Annotated in this window: 17 protein-coding genes and 3 tRNA genes; 8 read left to right on the top strand and 12 right to left on the bottom strand. The window is 71.4% G+C overall.

Features of this window, described 5'->3' with window-relative positions; translation table 11 throughout:
- Window positions 1–245 precede the first annotated feature (245 nt).
- Complete coding sequence (gene cofC, locus MPTA5024_RS31760; RefSeq protein ID WP_036331323.1) at window positions 246–887, top strand: 2-phospho-L-lactate guanylyltransferase; 642 nt, start codon at window positions 246–248, stop codon at window positions 885–887.
- Between the two features lie 66 nt (window positions 888–953).
- Here the strand turns inward: cofC and MPTA5024_RS31755 are convergent, their stop codons facing one another.
- Window positions 954–2,423 carry an MFS transporter gene (locus MPTA5024_RS31755; protein ID WP_036331321.1) on the bottom strand — a complete coding sequence of 490 codons (1,470 nt, stop codon included), beginning with the start codon at window positions 2,421–2,423 and terminating at the stop codon, window positions 954–956.
- 199 nt (window positions 2,424–2,622) lie between these two features.
- Between MPTA5024_RS31755 and MPTA5024_RS31750 the strand changes: the two genes are divergently transcribed.
- On the top strand, window positions 2,623–3,342 hold the full coding sequence (locus MPTA5024_RS31750) for a TetR/AcrR family transcriptional regulator (RefSeq protein WP_036331319.1): 720 nt from the start codon (window positions 2,623–2,625) through the stop codon (window positions 3,340–3,342).
- Between the two features lie 39 nt (window positions 3,343–3,381).
- A complete protein-coding gene (locus MPTA5024_RS31745) occupies window positions 3,382–3,582 on the top strand; it encodes a cold-shock protein (RefSeq protein ID WP_036331317.1) in 201 nt (66 codons plus the stop codon).
- Between the two features lie 65 nt (window positions 3,583–3,647).
- On the opposite strand, the gene MPTA5024_RS31740 is transcribed toward MPTA5024_RS31745, so the two are convergent.
- From MPTA5024_RS31740 to leuC, 4 genes are all read right to left on the bottom strand, one after another.
- Window positions 3,648–3,950, bottom strand: coding sequence for an HU family DNA-binding protein (locus MPTA5024_RS31740; RefSeq protein WP_036331315.1), 303 nt, complete (start codon window positions 3,948–3,950; stop codon window positions 3,648–3,650).
- A 50-nt stretch (window positions 3,951–4,000) separates the two neighbouring features.
- Entirely contained in the window at window positions 4,001–4,261 is a 261-nt protein-coding gene (locus MPTA5024_RS40255) for a hypothetical protein (protein ID WP_084370171.1), read from the bottom strand.
- Entirely contained in the window at window positions 4,240–4,827 is a 588-nt protein-coding gene (gene leuD, locus MPTA5024_RS31735; RefSeq protein WP_036331313.1) for a 3-isopropylmalate dehydratase small subunit, read from the bottom strand. The genes MPTA5024_RS40255 and leuD overlap by 22 nt, the downstream gene beginning before the upstream one ends.
- 116 nt (window positions 4,828–4,943) lie before the next feature.
- Entirely contained in the window at window positions 4,944–6,329 is a 1,386-nt protein-coding gene (leuC, locus tag MPTA5024_RS31730) for a 3-isopropylmalate dehydratase large subunit (protein WP_036331311.1), read from the bottom strand.
- A 139-nt stretch (window positions 6,330–6,468) separates the two neighbouring features.
- On the opposite strand from leuC, the gene MPTA5024_RS31725 reads away from it, so the two are divergent.
- The 3 genes from MPTA5024_RS31725 to MPTA5024_RS31715 all read left to right on the top strand — a co-directional run bounded on the left by MPTA5024_RS31725 (window position 6,469) and on the right by MPTA5024_RS31715 (window position 9,775).
- Complete coding sequence (locus tag MPTA5024_RS31725; RefSeq protein WP_036331308.1) at window positions 6,469–7,185, top strand: IclR family transcriptional regulator; 717 nt, start codon at window positions 6,469–6,471, stop codon at window positions 7,183–7,185.
- An 81-nt stretch (window positions 7,186–7,266) separates the two neighbouring features.
- Window positions 7,267–8,970, top strand: coding sequence for a hypothetical protein (locus MPTA5024_RS31720; protein ID WP_036331307.1), 1,704 nt, complete (start codon window positions 7,267–7,269; stop codon window positions 8,968–8,970).
- 85 nt (window positions 8,971–9,055) lie between these two features.
- Entirely contained in the window at window positions 9,056–9,775 is a 720-nt protein-coding gene (locus tag MPTA5024_RS31715; protein WP_036331305.1) for an MgtC/SapB family protein, read from the top strand.
- Window positions 9,776–9,790: 15 nt separating this feature from the next.
- On the opposite strand, the gene MPTA5024_RS31710 is transcribed toward MPTA5024_RS31715, so the two are convergent.
- From MPTA5024_RS31710 to MPTA5024_RS31695, 4 genes are all read right to left on the bottom strand, one after another.
- Window positions 9,791–11,533, bottom strand: coding sequence for a pyruvate dehydrogenase (locus tag MPTA5024_RS31710; protein WP_036331303.1), 1,743 nt, complete (start codon window positions 11,531–11,533; stop codon window positions 9,791–9,793).
- A gap of 237 nt (window positions 11,534–11,770) precedes the next feature.
- Window positions 11,771–11,843, bottom strand: a tRNA-Glu gene (locus MPTA5024_RS31705).
- 10 nt (window positions 11,844–11,853) lie between these two features.
- Window positions 11,854–11,929: transfer RNA gene (locus MPTA5024_RS31700), tRNA-Glu, on the bottom strand.
- 53 nt (window positions 11,930–11,982) lie between these two features.
- Window positions 11,983–12,054, bottom strand: a tRNA-Gln gene (locus tag MPTA5024_RS31695).
- A gap of 174 nt (window positions 12,055–12,228) precedes the next feature.
- On the opposite strand from MPTA5024_RS31695, the gene MPTA5024_RS31690 reads away from it, so the two are divergent.
- Window positions 12,229–14,208 (top strand): M3 family metallopeptidase, encoded by a 1,980-nt coding sequence (locus MPTA5024_RS31690; protein ID WP_036331302.1) that lies wholly within the window; start codon window positions 12,229–12,231, stop codon window positions 14,206–14,208.
- Window positions 14,209–14,348: 140 nt separating this feature from the next.
- Here the strand turns inward: MPTA5024_RS31690 and gltX are convergent, their stop codons facing one another.
- Together gltX and MPTA5024_RS31680 are read right to left on the bottom strand one after the other, a co-directional pair.
- Window positions 14,349–15,722, bottom strand: a complete 1,374-nt coding sequence (gene gltX, locus MPTA5024_RS31685; protein WP_084370170.1) for a glutamate--tRNA ligase — start codon at window positions 15,720–15,722, stop codon at window positions 14,349–14,351.
- Window positions 15,715–16,485 carry a fumarylacetoacetate hydrolase family protein gene (locus tag MPTA5024_RS31680; protein ID WP_036331300.1) on the bottom strand — a complete coding sequence of 257 codons (771 nt, stop codon included), beginning with the start codon at window positions 16,483–16,485 and terminating at the stop codon, window positions 15,715–15,717. Before MPTA5024_RS31680 ends, gltX begins: the two co-directional genes overlap by 8 nt.
- A 159-nt stretch (window positions 16,486–16,644) precedes the next feature.
- On the opposite strand from MPTA5024_RS31680, the gene MPTA5024_RS31675 reads away from it, so the two are divergent.
- Window positions 16,645–17,040 carry an antibiotic biosynthesis monooxygenase family protein gene (locus MPTA5024_RS31675; RefSeq protein WP_036331299.1) on the top strand — a complete coding sequence of 132 codons (396 nt, stop codon included), beginning with the start codon at window positions 16,645–16,647 and terminating at the stop codon, window positions 17,038–17,040.
- A gap of 63 nt (window positions 17,041–17,103) precedes the next feature.
- Here MPTA5024_RS31675 and MPTA5024_RS31670 read toward each other — a convergent pair whose 3' ends face one another.
- Entirely contained in the window at window positions 17,104–17,688 is a 585-nt protein-coding gene (locus MPTA5024_RS31670) for an HD domain-containing protein (protein ID WP_036331297.1), read from the bottom strand.
- Window positions 17,689–17,824: the final 136 nt, after the last annotated feature.

The raw sequence follows: 17,824 nt of genomic DNA, 5'->3' as shown, positions 1-17,824 counted from the left end.
GCGGCGCCGGACCCGGCGGGTGTGACGGGTGCGGCGGGCGTGGGGACGACGGGTGTGGCGGCGGCGTCCACGGCCGCCTGCTGGGCGGGGTCGCGGCCCGCGGGGTCGTCGAGGGCGCCGGGGGTCCGTTCGTCCGCGCCGGGCGCCGGCTCGCTGGGGTGGCTCACTGGGTTCTCCAAATCACCGGGATCGCCGACAAGTCTCCCGGTTGGCCATGGGCGATGTCGAGGCGGGATGCTACAGCTATGCAGCTCGCGCGATGGTCCATTGTCGTACCGGTGAAGACCCTGATCCGGGCGAAGACGCGCCTGGCGGGGGCCGCCGGGCCGTACCGGACCGATCTCGCGGTCGCGGTGGCGAGCGACACGGTGGCGGCGGCGCTGCGCTGCCCCCTCGTGGCGCGAGTGATCGTGGTGACGGCCGACCCGCTGCCCGCGGAACGGCTGGCCGCGCTCGGGGCCCACGTCGTGACCGATCCGGACCGGGGGCTGAACGCGGCGCTCCGCTTCGGCGCCGCCGAGGCGCTGCGGCTGGCGCCGGACGACGCGATCGGGGCGCTGCAGGCCGACCTGCCGGCGCTGCGGCCGGAGGAGCTGGAGATCGTGCTGACGGCCGCCGCGGAGTTCGAGCAGGCCTTCGTCCCGGACGCGGCCGAGGTCGGGACGACGTTCTACGGGGTGCGGCCGGGCGTGCCGTTCCGGCCGGGGTTCGGCGGAGAGTCGCGGGCCCGGCACCTGTCGCGCGGGGCCAAAGAGCTGGCCCTGGACGGCATCCCCTCGGTCCGCCGTGACGTGGACACGATCGAGGACCTCCGCGAGGCGCTCGCGCTGGGGGTGGGACCCGCCACAGCGGCGGTCGCCCCCCTCATCGGCCGGCGCCTCGCGTGAGCCGGCGCGGGGCGGGGGACGAGGGGGGCGACGCCGGATCGGCGGGTTCGCCGGGACGGGCGGGGGTCACGCCGCCACGCTCTCGGCCTCCTCGCGCGCCTGCTTCGGCAGCAGGAAGGCCACGGCGAACGTCGCGACGAGCATGCCGGCCACGACCCACAGCGTGATCTTCATGCCGTGGTCGAAGGTGGCGGGGGTCGGGATCTTCCCGAGCACGTCGAAGAAGATCGTCCCGAGCAGGGCCACGCCGAACGCGTTGCCGAGCTGCTGGACGGCGGTGAGCGTGCCGGACGCCGAGCCGGTCTCGTGCTGCTCGACGCCGGCGAGCACGATGTCGAAGAACGGCGCCATGAGCAGCCCCATGCCGATCCCGGTGACGACGAGGGCGGGGGTGAGCTGCCACGGCGTCACGTGCATCCCCGCGACGTTCAGCGTGACGAGGACGCCCAGCACGCCCAGCGTCATGATCAGCGTGCCGCCGTGCAGGACCTTGCGGCCGAACTTCTGCACGGCCTGGGCGATGCCGAAGCCGACGATCATGCCGGCCGACCAGGGCACCATCGACAGCCCGGCCTTGAGGGTGGAGTAGCCGAGCCCGGTCTGCGTGTAGAGGTTGAAGACCAGCATGAACCCGGCCATGCCGGAGAAGAAGACCGTGCCGGTGAGCAGGCCGCCGGTGAACGCGCGCTTGCGGAACAGGCTCGGGACGATCAGCGGGTCGCCGCCCGACCTGCTCCTGCGCGCCTCGAACCACCCGAACAGCGCGAACACCGCGACCGAGGCGGCCAGCATGACGAACGCCCAGGCGGGCCAGTCGTGCTCGCGGCCCTGGACCAGCGGGTAGATCACCAGGAAGCCGCCCAGCGAGGCGAGCAGCACGCCGGGGATGTCCAGCCGGAGCGGATGGGGCGAGCGGGACTCGGGCAGGAAGCGCATCCCGGCGAGCAGGGCGGCCAGGCCGAGCGGCAGGTTGATCAGGAAGATCATGCGCCAGCCGGTGCCGAAGTAGTCGGCCTCCACGAGCCACCCGGCGAGGATCGGCCCGCCGACGGCCGACAGGCCCATGATCGGCCCGAACATGCCGAAGGCCGCCTGCATCTCCTTCGGCGGGAACATCTCCTTGATCATGCCGAGCCCCTGCGGCAGCATGACCGAGCCGAACAGGCCCTGGATCACGCGGGCGCCGATCAGCATCTCGGGCGACTGCGCGACCGCGCACAGCAGCGACCCCAGGGTGAAGCCGGCCGCGCCGATCAGGAACATCCGCCTGCGCCCGAAGATGTCGCCGAGGCGGCCGCCGGTGATCAGGCCCACGGCCATCGAGAGCGTGTAGGCCGCGCCCATCCACTGGATGGTGGCGGCCGTGCCGCCGAGGTCGGCGCGCATCGTCGGCGCCGCGATGTTGGTGACCATGGCGTCGAGGAGGTCCATGACCTCCGCGGCGAGGATCACGAAGAGGGCCGCCCAGCGCCACCGGTACGGCGGCGCCGCGATGTCCGGCGTCGCGGACGCCGTCACGCCGGTCGGATTCGACATCGCTCCTCCTGAGCGTTCTGAACACTGTTCACATCTTACTGAGCAGTGTTCTACCATTGAGCAGTGTTCGTCATCAAGTGCAGCGTTCATAAGATATATCTCAAGTAGGGAGGAGACAAGATATATCTCAAACCGAGAGCGCTGTTCGCCCGACCGGAGCACCGTTCACTACGATGGGCGGGACAGCGGGAGGTCCCTCATGAGCCAGCCGGACATGCCCACGCCGCCGTGGGAGCGTCCGCGGAAGCGTCAGGCCACGGCGCGGATCCCCCTGACGCAGGAGCGGATCGTGGACGCCGCCTTCGTCGTGCTCGACAGGGACGGCTACGACGGCCTGAGCATGCGCCAGGTCGCCGCCGAGCTGAAGGTGGCCGTCTCGGCCCTGTACGCCCACGTGAGCGGCAAGGACGAGCTGCTCCACCTCATGTACCGGCGGCTGTTCGAGGGCGCCGACCTGCCCGACCCCGACCCTGACAACTGGCAGGAGCAGGTCAAGCAGTTCGCGCGGGAGGGCCGCGCCCGGCTGCTGCGGCACCGCGACATGGCCCGGATCTCGATGGGCCAGATCCCGTTCACCCCGGACCTGCTCCCGTACGTCGAGAAGCTCCTGGCGATCTTCCGGGCGGCGGGCCTGCCCGACCGGGTCGTCGCGATCGCGGGCGACATGATCTCGACCTACATGGACGGCTTCACGCTCGAGGAGTCGATGTGGCAGGAGCGCTACCGCGAGGCCGGCGACGGGTCCTGGGACCGGATGCGTGAGGAGTTCCAGAAGTACTTCGAGTCGCTCCCGCCCCAGCGGTTCCCCAACATGGTGGCGCTGGCGGACTTCATGGTGGACGAGTCCAACGACTACCGGTTCGAGCTGGGCCTGGAGATCATCGTGCGGGGTCTCGCGTCGTACCTGCCGGAGAAGTGAGGCTCGGGCCGGTGGGCGCGGCCCGGGTACGCTGATCGGGTGCAGGCCACGGTGAAGACCTTCGACCGGGACACCCGGTCGGGATCCCTGTACCTCGACGACGGGACGGAGATCCCGTTCGGTGCCGAGGCGTTCGACGCGGGGCCGCTGCGCCACCTGCGATCCGGGCAGCGGGTCAACGTCGTCATGACGGACGGCCGCGTCACCTACGTCACGCTCTCCACGTTCCCTACGCCCTGAGCGGGGCCGGGAGAAGACGAGCGGCGCCCGGACGGGTCCGGACGCCGCTCAGGGTCTGATGGCCGTTACTTCTTCTTGGCGGACGAGGCCTTGCCGCCCGCGTTGACCTGCTCCTTGAACTCGGCCCCCGGGCGGAACCTGGGCGCCCAGCTCTCCGCCACCTTGATCGGGTCGCCGGTCGAAGGGTTGCGAGCCGTACGGGCGGGCTTGTGCACCATTTCAAACGCGCCGAAGCCGGTGATCGAGACCTTGTCGCCGCTGGCGACCGCGCCCTGGATGGCGTCGAGGACCGCGTTGACCGCTTCGGTGGCCGTCTTCCTGTCGCCCACACGGTCGGCGATCGCGTCGACGAGTTCCTTCTTGTTCATTTGGTTCCTCCCCCTTACGCGCTTGAAATTAGGGGACGAGGTCACGGGACTCAATCACCGGGGGGCATGTTTCGCCTGCTCGGCGTGTCGGATGTGCCGTCCAGATAGGCGATGAAGGCGTCCAGCCGGGCGGCCGCATGGCCTATGTCCCGCTTTGCCACGTCACAGATGGCGAGCAGCCGTCTGGTCAGGCGAGCCCGCTCCTCCTGTGGTAAGGCTAACGCCCTGACGCGGCGATGCGCATCACGCAGTCGCCGCGCCAGCAGGTCATCCGGGGTCTGATGATCGTTCAGACGGTCGTCGGCAGCCATGGCTGCCGCCCATTCTCGTACTCGGCGATGTCGTCCGCGTGACGCAGGGTCAGCCCGATGTCGTCGAGCCCCTCCATGAGCCGCCACCGCGTGTAGTCGTCGATCTCGAACGGCGCGTCGACGTCGCCGGCGCGCACCCGGCGCTCGGCCAGGTCCACCGTGATCTCGGTGGCCGGGTCGGCCTCGACGGCCGTCTGGAGGCGCTCGACCACGTCCTCGGGCAGCACGACCGGCAGCAGGCCCATCTTGGTGGAGTTGTTCCGGAAGATGTCGCCGAACCGGGAGGAGATCACGGCGCGGAAGCCGTACTGCTGGAGCGCCCAGACGGCGTGCTCGCGGGAGGAGCCGGTGCCGAAGTCGGGGCCCGAGATCAGGATGGTGGCGCCGTCGTAGGCGGGGTCGTTCAGGACGAAGGACGGGTCCTCGCGCCAGGCGGCGAACAGGCCCTTCTCGAAGCCGGTCCGGCTGACCTGCTTGAGCCAGACGGCCGGGATGATCTGGTCGGTGTCCACGTTGCTGCGCCGCAGCGGCACGGCCCGGCCGGTGTGAGTGGTGAAGGCATCCATGGTGATCTTTTTTCCTCAGGACGAGTCGGTTCGGGACGCCGGGCGCCGCGTCTGCCGCGCGCCGCCGGGGCGGTGGACCGGAGCGGCCGCGCGGGCCGCCCTCACGGTCCCGCGGGTCACAGGTCGGCGGGCGCGGTCAGCCGGCCGGTGACGGCGGTCGCGGCGGCGACCTGCGGCGACACCAGGTGGGTCCGGCCGCCCTTGCCCTGGCGGCCCTCGAAGTTGCGGTTGGACGTCGACGCGCTGCGCTCGCCCGGCTGCAGCGTGTCGGGGTTCATGCCGAGGCACATCGAGCAGCCGGCCTCGCGCCACTCGGCGCCGGCGGCCGTGAAGACCTCGTGCAGCCCCTCGGCCTCGGCGGCCTTCTTGACCTGCATCGAGCCCGGCACGATCAGCGTGCGGGTGACCACGCGGCGGCCGCGGAGGATCTCGGCGGCGGCGCGCAGGTCCTCGATGCGGCCGTTGGTGCAGGACCCGACGAAGACCGTGTCCACCTGGATGTCGCGCAGCGGGGTGCCGGCGGCGAGACCCATGTACTGCAGGGCCCGCTCGGCCGCCGACCGCTGGACCGGGTCGGCGAACTCCTCCGGCGACGGGACGACCGCGCCCAGCGGGGCGCCCTGGCCCGGGTTCGTGCCCCAGGTGACGAACGGCGTGAGCGCCGAGGCGTCGATCTCGACGACCGTGTCGAATTCGGCGTCGTCGTCGGTGCGCAGGCTCTTCCAGTACTCGACGGCCTCGTCCCAGGCGGCCCCCGTCGGAGCGTGGGGACGGCCGCGCAGGTACTCGAACGTGGTCTCGTCGGGGGCGATCATCCCGGCCCGGGCGCCCGCCTCGATCGACATGTTGCAGATCGTCATCCGGCCCTCCATGGAGAGCCTGCGGACGGCCTCGCCGCGGTACTCCACGATGTGGCCCTGGCCGCCGCCGGTGCCGATCTTGGCGATGATGGCCAGGATCAGGTCCTTTGCCGTGACGCCGACCGGCAGCTCGCCGGTGACCTCGATCGCCATCGTCTTCGGCCGATAGGCCGGCAGGGTCTGCGTGGCCAGGACGTGCTCGACCTCGGAGGTGCCGATGCCGAACGCGATGGCGCCGAACGCGCCGTGCGTCGACGTGTGGGAGTCGCCGCAGACGATCGTCATGCCGGGCTGGGTGAGGCCGAACTGCGGGCCGATGATGTGCACGACGCCCTGACCGGCGTCGCCCATCGGGTGCAGCCGGACGCCGAACTCGGCGGCGTTCTTCCGCAGGGTCTCGACCTGGGTGCGCGAGACCGGGTCCGCGATCGGCCCGAGCACGGTCGGGACGTTGTGGTCCTCGGTGGCGATCGTGAGGTCGGGGCGCCGCACGGTGCGGCCGCTGAGACGCAGGCCGTCGAACGCCTGCGGGCTGGTCACCTCGTGGATGAGGTGAAGGTCGATGTAGAGCAGGTCGGGCTCGCCCTCGGCACGGCGTACGACGTGCTGCTCCCAGACTTTCTCAGCCAGTGTGCGACCCATGGTTGTGACGCCTCCTCGCGTTCTTCCCCCGGGTGTCGGTCTCTAATGATGAGACGGAAATATCGGGATATGGACAGTGTATCTGGCGAATTCCAGTATTGCGTTTGCATCTCGCAATGCGAGACGGCAGTATCGAGGCATGGACAACTCTAGCGGGGTCGGAGTACTCGACAAGGCGGTTCTCGTACTGAACGCCCTGGAGGCGGGCCCCGCTTCCCTGGCACAGCTCGTCCAGGCCACCGGTCTGGCCCGGCCGACGGCGCACCGGCTGGCGGTCGCGCTGGAGCACCACCGCATCGTCTCCCGCGACACGCAGGGCCGTTTCATTCTGGGCCCCCGGCTGTCGGAGTTGTCCACCGCCGCCGGCGAGGACCGCCTGCTGGCCGTCGCCGGGCCCGTCCTCACCCAGCTCCGCGACATGACCGGGGAGAGCGCGCAACTTTACCGGCGGCAGGGCGACGAACGGGTCTGCGTGGCCGCCGCGGAGCGCGCGAGCGGCCTGCGGGACACCGTGCCCGTCGGCTCGGCCCTGCCCATGACCGCGGGGTCGGCCGCCCAGATCCTGCTGGCCTGGGAGGAGCCCGACCGGCTCCACCGCGGCCTGCGCGGCGCCAAGTTCACGGCGGCGACGTTGGCGAGCGTCCGCCGCAGGGGCTGGGCGCACAGCGTCGGGGAGCGCGAGCAGGGCGTGGCCAGCGTGTCCGCGCCGATCCGCGGCTCGGGCGGCAAGGTCATCGCGGCCGTGTCGGTGTCGGGGCCCATCGAGCGGCTCACCCGTACGCCCGGCCGCATGCACGCCGCGCCGGTCGTCGCGGCGGCTGAAAGGATCACGGAGGCCATGCGGCGGGCCAACTGACCGCCCCGGCAGCGGCGGCGGGCCGGACGCGGCGCGACAACTGATTAGAGGACGGTGTCCCGAAAGCCCTAGGCTGGCGGAGTGACAGATCGCATCGAGGCAGCCGCCGGTGAGCTGCGTCCCCTGCTCCAAGAATTCATCCTCTGGGCGCCGGACAACGCACCCGGCAGCGACCCCGATCTGATAGGGCCGGTCGCTCTGTGGCACCGCCTCGAGGCCCGCAAGGACGTCGGGCTGTGGAAGCGCGGCGATCTGCGGAGCGTCCTGCTGGAGCGCATGCCCCAGGTGGTCGAGGACCCGGACGCCGCCGCCGACGGCATGGTCCAGGCCGTCCGGGCGTACCTGACGTTCCTGTCGGCCACCGGCCGGCTCTCGCCCGGCTCGGACCCGCTCCCCCGCCTGCTCGCGGAGCTCGACGACGTCGAGGACGACTTCGTCGACGCGATGGAGGACATGATCTCCGAACGCGACTGGGACGAGGAGGAGGACGAGCTCGACGGCGACGAGGAGGACGAGAGCCTCGGCGACTTCGAGCCGTTCGCCGACGAGATCGGCGCCCTGCCCACGATCCGGCTGCGGCCCGACGCCGAGCTCGCCGCCGCGGCCCGCGAGGTCACCCTCGTCCGGCAGGCCCGCGACCTGGCCCTGTGGGTCGGCACCGGCCGCAAGGTGGGCGAGCAGACCCTGCTCACCGACGACGAGGTGGACGAGGCCGTCCGCACGATCGGCCTGCCCGACGCCGGCAACATCTGGAACCTCTGGAACCTCGCGATCGACCTGGAGTTCCTCGCCCCCGACGGGAACGACACGGTGAGCGTCGACTCCGACACCGCCGCCTGGCCGTTCGACGACGACGAGGACGTCCTGGACGTCTGGATGCTCGGCCTCCACTCGATCGACTACGGCGATCCCGAGCTCGACGACGACGACCTGACGCTGGCCCTGTCTGGGCTGACCCGGGCGCTGCTGGTCCGCGTGCTGCTGAACGGCGGCTCCCGCTCGCTCACCGAGCTGCGGGAGGAGCTGGCCGAGGCCGTCGCCGAGTACGACGACCTGGGCCCGGACGCGTGGTCAGCCGCCGGCGACCCGCTGGCCCCCGTCGTGGCGTGGCTGACGGGGTACGGCATGGTCACCGTCGAGGGCGACGACGTCACGCTCACCCCGCTCGGCACGGAGGGCCTCGTCCACATGCTGGACGACGAGGACATCGAGATCGACGCCCGCCCGGCGATCGACGCGATGACGGCCCTCGACCTGCTGTCGTTCAGCGCCGACATGTCAGAGGAGGAGGCGGACGAGGAGTTCGCCTCCTGGCTGGCCCTGCGCGACCCGGCCGAGGCCGCCTCCGAGCTGCTGAAGGCCGCGGCCGAGGAGGAGTCGGACGCCCTCGTGCGGGTCCAGGCGGCCAGCCTGGTGGGCTCGCTCGGGGAGGCCGCCGTCCCGGCGTGGCTGGAGGCCCTCAAGGAGCCGTCCCTGCGGCCCTACGCCGCCACCCATCTGACGCAGATGGAGGTCGAGGAGGCGCCGGAGCCGACCCAGGCCGACACCCACTGGCTCATCCTCGACATGTGGACGATCTCCGCCGGCCTCGGACGGCCCGAGTTCGTCAGCAGCCTGCACGACATCGGCCCGGCCCCGACCCTCATCGGGCTGCTGGACGTGATCTGGAAGATCCCGCACCCGCACCTGGAGGAGCTCCTGGAGGCCATCGGCGACGCCCACCCCGACCGTCAGGTGGGGAAGGCGGCCAAGCGGGCGCTGTTCAAGGCCCGCTCGGGGAGGTAGCGGAACCCCCGCTCCGCCGCGGACGACGTCCGGATGCCCCGCATCTCCACAGGCTCATCCGGAGTCGGGAGATTACCCTGGCTTCATGGTGCTGGCGTCGCTCGGAGCGGGCGCCGGCCAGGGATGGGCGCAAGCCGGTGACCTCGCCGTCGCTCTGGTGCTGTCGGCCGCCATCGGCCTCGAACGGGAGATCCGCCAGAAGAGCGCGGGACTGCGGACCCACATCCTCGTCGGGCTCGGGGCGGCGCTGTTCATGCTGGTCTCCAAGTACGGCTTCGCGGACGTGCTGGGCGACGGCGCGTCGTTCGACCCCTCACGGGTGGCCGCCCAGATCGTCTCCGGGATCGGCTTCATCGGCGGCGGACTGATCTTCGTCCGCCGCGACGCGGTGAAGGGCCTCACGACCGCCGCCGCGGTCTGGCTGACGGCCGGCGTCGGCATGGCGGCGGGCGCCGGGCTCTGGATGCTGGCCGTCCTGGCCACGGGGGTGCACTTCCTGGTGATGTTCGGGCTGACCCCGCTGGTCGCCCGGCTCCCCCGTTCCCGGTTCGCGCCGTCCCGGCTGCGGCTGACGTACCTGGACGGACGCGGGGTCCTGCGGCACGCGCTCGACCTGTGCGGCAGCCGGGGGTTCACGGTGAGCGAGATGTCGCTGGAGCGGCCCGAGGAGGCCCGTGGCGAGCGGACGGTGACCATGTGCCTGTCGGTGCACGGCAGGGCCTCCGTCTGCGATCTCACCGGCGACCTGGCCGACATCGAGGGCATGCTCGCCGTCGCCTGCGACGAGGGCGACCCCCAGGCGTGAGCCCGGGCGGGCGGATCACGGGCGGGGGATGTTGCGGAGGTTGGCCCGGGCCAGCTGGACCATCCGGCCGACGCCGCCGGAGACGATGATCTTGCTGGCCGACAGCGCGAAGCCGGTCAGCTGCTCCCCCGTGATGTGTGGGGGGATCGACAGGGCGTTCGGGTCCGTCACCACGTCGACGAGGGCCGGCCCGTCGTGCCGGAACGCCTCCCGCAGCCCGTCCGCGACCTCCTTCGGGTTCTCCACGCGGACACCGAACGCCCCCGCGGCCCGGGCGATGGCGGCGTAGTCGGTGTGCGGGTACGAGGTGCCGTACGGGGGCAGCCCGGCGACCATCATCTCCAGGTCGACCATGCCGAGCGAGGAGTTGTCGAAGACCACCACCTTCACGGGCAGCCGGTGCTGGACCAGGGAGAGGAAGTCGCCCATCAGCATGGAGAACCCGCCGTCGCCCGACACCGAGACCACCTGACGGCCCGGCTGGGCGAGCTGCACGCCCAGGGCCTGCGGCAGGGCGTTGGCCATCGAGCCGTGGCTGAACGAGCCGATCACCCGCCGCCGGCCGTTCGGCGTCAGATAGCGCGCCGCCCACACGTTGCACATCCCGGTGTCCACCGTGAACACCGCGTCGTCGGCGGCCTCCTCGTCGAGGACCGAGGCGACGTACTCGGGGTGGATCGGGACGTGCCGCTCCACGTCGCGGGTGTAGGCCGCCACGACGCCCTCGAGCGCGTCGGCGTGCCGCTTCAGCATCCGGTCGAGGAACCGCCGGTCGGTCTTCTCGCGCACCCGCGGGATGATGGCCCGCAGCGTCTCGCGGACGTCGCCCCAGACCGCGAGGTCCAGCTTCGACCGCCGTCCCAGGTGCTCGGGCCGGACGTCCACCTGCACTGTCCGCACGTCGTCCGGGAGGAACGGACGGTACGGGAAGTCGGTGCCGAGCAGGATCAGCAGATCCGCCTCGTGCATGGCGTCGTACGCGGCGCCGTAGCCGAGGAGGCCGGACATGCCGACGTCGAACGGGTTGTCGTACTGGATCCACTCCTTGCCGCGCAGGGCGTGGCCGACGGGCGACTTGATCCGCCCGGCGAGCTCCATCACCTCGTCGTGCGCGCCCGCCGTGCCGCTGCCGCAGAAAAGCGTCACCCGCTGGGCCGCGTCGACCATCCGCGCCAGCGCCGCGATCTCGTCCTCGCCGGGACGGATCGCCGGCCTGCGGGTGACCAGGGCCAGCTCGGCCGCGCGCTCCGGCGCCTCCCGGCCGGCGACGTCCCCCGGCAGGCTGACCACGGACACCCCGGACCTGCCGACCGCGTGCTGGATGGCCGTCTGCAGGACCCGCGGCATCTGCGAGGGGTGGGAGATCAGCTCGGAGTAGTGGCTGCATTCGGCGAACAGCCGGTCCGGGTGGGTCTCCTGGAAGTACCCGGTCCCGATCTCACTGCTGGGGATGTGCGCCGCGAGCGCCAGGACCGGCGCCATGCTGCGGTGCGCGTCGTACAGGCCGTTGACGAGGTGCACGTTCCCCGGGCCGCAGCTTCCCGCGCAGGCCGCCAGGCGCCCGGTGATCTGGGCCTCGGCCCCCGCGGCGAAGGCGGCCGTCTCCTCGTGGCGGACCTGGACCCACGTGACGTCCGGGCTCCTGCGCACGGCGTCGGTGATCGGGTTCAGGCTGTCGCCGACGATTCCGTAGATCCGCCGTACGCCGGCCTGGGCGAGGATGTCGACGAACTGGTCCGCGATGGTCTGCCGCGCCATGGCGGTCCTCCGATCGGCTCGGCGCCCTCTTCCGAGTCTGCGCCGGGCCAACCCGCGATCCCTCAAGCGGGGGTCGTGAAATGCGAGAACCCCCGGCACAGTGAGGTGCCGAGGGTTCTTCGTGAGGTGTAGCCCCGACCGGATTCGCACCCGCGCAGCGGGCCATGAACAGGGCGCGGCGTCCCGTAACGGCGAGAACCCCCGGCACAGTGAGTGCCGAGGGTTCTTCGTGAGGTGTAGCCCCGACCGGATTCGAACCGGCGCTACCGCCTTGAGAGGGCGGCGTCCTAGGCCACTAGACGACGGAGCCATGCGCAGTGTGGTAGTCCCGAGCGGATTCGAACCGCCGTTACCGCCTTGAGAGGGCGGCGTCCTAGGCCACTAGACGACGGGACCGTGCACTGCGCTGTTCTTCTATCCAGCAGAATCCCTTTGGTGGGGGGATCCAGCTGGGGTACCAGGACTCGAACCTAGACTAACGGAGCCAGAATCCGTCGGGCTGCCAATTACCCCATACCCCATCTGCTCGCGAGGCCCGTCGGCCCCGCTTGCGACTCCGAAAGGATAGCCCAGCTTGGCACCCACCACCAAAACGATAGACCGCGTGCCCCACGATCTCGTCTGACGACGTCCCTGTGTAAGGCTGGGGGCGAACGCCAGCACCCCGTCCAGCACCACGTGAGGAGCCGCGAGAGATGATCTCGGCCGCGAACCCCTTCCTCAGTCCGAGCACGCTGCCGTACCAGCTGCCCCCGTTCGAGGAGATCGAGGAGGAGCACTACGGGCCGGCGTTCGAGCAGGGCATGGCCGAGCACCTCGCGGAGATCGAGGCGATAGCGGACGACCCGGCGCCGCCGACGTTCGAGAACACGATCGAGGCGCTGGAGAGGTCGGGACGGCTGCTCGACCGAGTGTCCGCGGTGTTCTTCAACAAGGCGTCGTCCGACACCACCCCGGGCATCCAGGCCATCCAGAAGGACGTGACGCCCAAGCTGACCCAGCACGCCGACGCCATCCACCTCAACCCCCGGCTGTTCGCGCGCATCAGGGCGGTGGAGCCGGCAGACGACGAGCAGCGGTGGCTGCTGGAGCGCTACCTGACCGACTTCGTGCGGGCGGGGGCGGAGCTCGGCCCGGACGACCAGGAGCGCCTCAGGGCCATCAACGAGCGGCTGTCCACGCTCGGGACGACGTTCCAGCAGAACCTCCTGGCCGACACGAACGCCCGGGCCGTCGTGGTGGACGACGCGGCCGAGCTGGAGGGCCTGTCGGAGGACGCCGTCAACGGGCTGGCCGAGACGGCCAGGGAGCGCGGACTGGACGGCAGGTACCTGATCACGCTGGTGCTGCCGACCGGCCAGCCGTCCCTCGCGGAGCTGGCGAACCGGTCGCTGCGGCGGCGCGTCCACGAGGCGTCGGCCGGGCGCGGCGCGGACAACGCCGAGCTGATCAAGGAGATGGCGGGGCTGCGCCGCGAGCGGGCGCGGCTGCTGGGCTACGGAAGCCACGCCGAGTACGTCCTGGCCGACCAGACGGCCGGCACGACCGCGGCCGTCACCGAGATGCTCGACCGGCTGGTCCCGCCGGCCGTCGCCAACGCCCGCAAGGAGCAGGCCGACCTGGAGGAGGTCGCCGGGCACGCCGTCCAGCCGTGGGACTGGTCGTTCTACGCGGAGAAGGTGCGCAGGGCGCGGTACGACATCGACAGCGCGCAGATGCGGCCGTACTTCGAGCTGAACACCGTCCTGGAGAAGGGGGTCTTCCACGCGGCCACCCGCCTGTACGGCGTCACGTTCACCGAGCGGCCCGACCTGCGCGCCTACCACCCGGAGGCGCGGGTGTTCGAGGTCGCCGACGAGGACGGCGGCCCGCTCGGGCTGTACATCGGCGACTTCCACGCGCGGGCCTCGAAGCGGGGTGGCGCGTGGATGAACAGCCTGGTCAAGCAGTCGGCCCTGGAGGGCACGAAACCCGTCGTGGTCAACAACCTCAACATCGTCAAGGGCGAGCCGACGCTCATGACGTTCGACGAGGTCAACACGATGTTCCACGAGTTCGGCCACGCGCTCCACGGTCTGTTCTCCGACGTCCGCTACCCGCGCTTCTCCGGTACGGCGGTGCCGCGCGACTTCGTCGAGTACCCGTCCCAGGTGAACGAGATGTGGGCCACCCATCCGGAGATCCTGGCGAACTATGCCCGCCACCACGAGACGGGCGAGCCGATGCCGCAGGACCTCGTCGACCGGATGCTGGAGACCCAGAAGTTCAACCAGGGGTTCGCCACAGTGGAGTACCTGGCGGCCACCCTGCTCGACTGGGCGTGGCACACGGCGTACGAGGGCGAGGACGTGGCGGAGTTCGAGGCCCGGGCGCTCAGGGACGCGGGCGTGGACCTGCCGGCCGTGCCCCCGCGTTACCGCAGCACCTACTTCGCGCACATCTGGGCGGGCGGCTACAGCGCCGGCTACTACTCCTACATCTGGAGCGAGGTCCTCGACGCCGACACGGTCGAGTGGTTCAACGAGAACGGCGGCCTGCGGCGGGAGAACGGCGACAGGTTCCGCCGGGACCTGCTCTCCAGGGGCGGCAGCGTGGACGCGATGACGGCCTTCCGGGCGTTCCGCGGCCGGGACCCGGAGATCACGCCTCTGCTGACCCGCCGCGGCCTCCTGTGACCCGTTGACGCCCCCGGCGGCCGCCGGGCTTGCCGAAGGCCCCGCATCGCGAGCGGTGCGGGGCCTTCGCGCAGGGACTCCACAGCCGGACCGGGACGGCGCGGGGGTCTGAAGAGGGCTCCGCGCCGCCGGCCGGGGCGTCAGGAGGCGGCCGTCAGCCGCTCCAGAGCGGTGCGGACGCGGCCGAGCGCGCGCTCACGGCCGAGGACCTCGATCGACTCGAAGAGCGGCAGGCCGACGGTGCGGCCGGTGATCGCGACGCGGACGGGCGCCTGGGCCTTGCCGAGCTTGAGCCCGTGGGCGGCGCCCACCTCCTCCAGCGCCTCCTTGAGCGACTCCGGGTCCCAGGCGGCCGACTCCAGCCGCTCGGCGTAGCCCGTGAGGATCTCGGCGGCGCTCTGCTTCATCGCCTTGTCCCAGGAGGCCTGGTCGAACACCGGCTCGTCGAGGAAGAGGAAGTCGACGGCGGCCGTGACCTCCGACAGCACGGCGACCCGGGTCTGCACGAGCTCGGCGACGCGGGCGAACACCTGCCGGTCCCAGGACGGGTCGAGCCACGGCTCGCACCGCGAGACGAACACGTCCAGGGGCAGCGCCCGGATGTACTCCCCGTTGAACGCCCGCAGCTTCTTCTCGTCGAAGAACGCGGGGGCCTGGTTGACGTCCTCCAGGCGGAACAGCGGCATCATCTCCGACCAGGGCAGGATCTCCCGGTCGTCGCCGGGCCCCCAGCCGAGGAGCATGAGGTAGTTGACCATCGCCTCCGCGAGGTAGCCCTCCTCGCGGTAGGACTCCAGGGCCACCTTGTCGCGCCGCTTGGACAGCTTCTGGCGCTTCTCGTTGACGATCACCGGAACGTGGGCCCAGACCGGGGGCCGGGCGCCGAGCGCCTCCCACAGCAGCTGCTGCTTCGGCGTGTTCGACAGGTGCTCCTCGGCCCGGACGACGTGGCCGATCCGCATCTCCATGTCGTCGACCACGTTCGCCAGGATGAACAGCGGCGAGCCGTCGCCGCGCACGATGACGAAGTCCTCCATGGCGGAGTTGGGGAACTCCACCCGGCCCCGGACCTTGTCGTCCACGACCGTCACGCCCTCGTCCGGCGTCCGGAAGCGCACGGCGCCCTCGGCGAGGCCGAGGTCGCGGCAGTGGCCGTCGTAGCCCTGGTGCTCGGAGCCGGTCCGCGCCTTGACGTCCTCACGGGTGCAGGTGCAGTGGTAGGCCTTGCCGTCCTTGAGCAGCCTGGCCGCCGCCTCGCGGTGCTGCTGCTCGTAGGCGGACTGGAAGTAGGGCCCCTCGAAGTGGGGCGAGTCGCCGTTGATCCCGATCCAGGCGAGGGCCGAGATGATCCCCTCGGTCCACTCGGGACGGTTGCGGGCCGCGTCCGTGTCCTCGATGCGCAGCACGAACGTGCCGCCGGACTGCTCGGCGATCGCCCAGTTGAACAGCGCCGAACGGGCGCCGCCGACGTGGAACATGCCGGTGGGCGAGGGGGCGAAGCGCACCCTAGTCACGTGAGATCACCCGGTTAGTGAGAGTTCCGATTCCTTCGATGCCGACGCTGACCTCGTCGCCGACGGCCATCGGGCCGACCCCCGCCGGCGTGCCCGTCAGGATGACGTCGCCCGGCAGCAGGGTCATGACCGAGGTGACGTACGCGACGAGCGCCGGGACGTCGTGCAGGAGCAGGGACGTGCGCGCGCTCTGCCGGAGGTCGCCGTTCAGCGCGGTGGTGATCGCGAGGTCGGACGGGTCGACCGACGTCTCGATCCACGGGCCTAGCGGGCAGAAGGTGTCGAAGCCCTTGGCCCGGGTCCACTGCCCGTCCTTCTTCTGCAGGTCGCGGGCGGTGACGTCGTTGGCGCAGGTGTAGCCGAAGATCACGTCGTGGGCACGCTCAACCGGCACGTCGCGGCACAGCCGCCCGATGACGACGGCGAGCTCTCCCTCGAAGTCGACCCGGCTCGACAGCTTCTCCGGGTAGGCGATCGGCTCGCCCGGCCCGATCACGGATGTGCTCGGCTTGAGGAAGAGGGTGGGCTCCTCCGGCGGCTCGCCGCCCATCTCCCGCGCGTGGTCGGCGTAGTTCTTGCCGATGCACACGATCTTGCTGGGCAGCATCGGAGCGAGCATGCGGACCTCGGCCACCGGGAACCTCTCACCGGTGAACTCCACCCCGCCGAAGGGGTGACCGTTGATCCTGGCGACGACCTCGCCGCCGTCTTCCACCGCTCCGAACGCGACCCCGTCGCCCTTGGAGAACCTCGCGATACGCACGTGACGAGCCTAGGTCATGTCCCCGAGGTGTCACGCCCGCCGCCCCGTGCCTGTGGACGACGGACGGCCCGCCTCCGGGGACCGGCGGGAGCGCCCTCGTAAGGTGGTCGTGGTGGCCGATCACGGCCACGTGGGGATCGATTTCGTACGGGAGTCCAAGTGCCTTCGGTCGTGAAGATCAATGTGCTGACGGTGCCCCAGGAGATGCGGGAGCAGCTCGAGAAGCGGTTCGCCAACCGGGCCGGCATGGTCGAGTCGTCCGACGGGTTCGAGTGGTTCGAGCTCCTGCGACCCATCGAGGGGACCGACCGTTACCTCGTGTACACCCGCTGGCGCAGCGAGGAGGACTTCCAGCGCTGGCAGGAGAGCCAGTCCTTCCAGGCGGGCCACGCCCAGGCCGCCGCGCAGGCCCAGAGCCAGGGGCAGAGCCAGGGGCAGGGCCACCCGCACGGCCCGGGCCAGGGGCAGGGGCACGGCCACGGCGGTCCCGCCGCGAGCGGCTCGGAGCTGTGGTCGTTCGAGGTCGTCGAGACGGCGGCGCCCAAGCAGGGCTGACGTCCCGGTCACGGCCCCCGCGCCGTACGTCCGGGCGGACCGCGCGGGGGCTCGGACCGGCGCTCAGGACGCGGCGTCGAGGGGGTTGGCGGCGATGCGGGACGCGATGCCGCCGGTGACCGCCTCCGCCGCCGCGCTCGACGGCTTGCGCCGCGCCTCGTCCTCGAACGCGGCCAGGAACTCCGCGCCGAACCCGAGCCGGGGGTGGCGGGCCAGCACCGCGGCCCGCGCCTCCGGCGGGAACTCCTCCGGCCGCCGCCCGGAGACGTCCCAGCTCGTGGCGATCTGCAGCAGGTGGGACTCCGCGTCGGCGGCCCGGGACAGGTCGTCCCTCATGTGCAGCACGATGATCTCCTCGGCCCGGGCGGCCCGCTCCCGCGGCCAGCCGGCGGCGACGCCGAAGGCCCAGGCCACGTGGCCGCCCGCCTCCTCGAACGCCACCCGGTGGCCGTCGAACCCTTCGGTCAGCCCGATGTCGTGGAGCAGCGAGGACACGTAGTAGAGCTCGTCGTCGAACGCGATGCCGTGCGCCCGGCCGTACATGGCGCCCCAGAGGTACGAGCGGATGGAGTGGTTGAGCAGGGCGGGCGAGCAGAAGCGGGTGGCGACGGCCAGGGCGGCCGCGGCGGCGGGCGTCTCGGGGAACATGGGCTCCAGGCTGCCAGAGAACCCGGCCCGAACGCGTCGGCGGTCGGCTGGAACCCGCTGTTCGCACGGGGCCTCGCACGGCTGGGAGCTGCGCGGCGAGGTGGCCGGCCGGCCGTACTGCACCTGGTGGACAAGG

The organism is Microbispora sp. ATCC PTA-5024, assembly GCF_000511135.2.
GTDB lineage: Bacteria > Actinomycetota > Actinomycetes > Streptosporangiales > Streptosporangiaceae > Microbispora > Microbispora corallina.
This window is presented reverse-complemented; position numbering and strand designations above follow the sequence as displayed.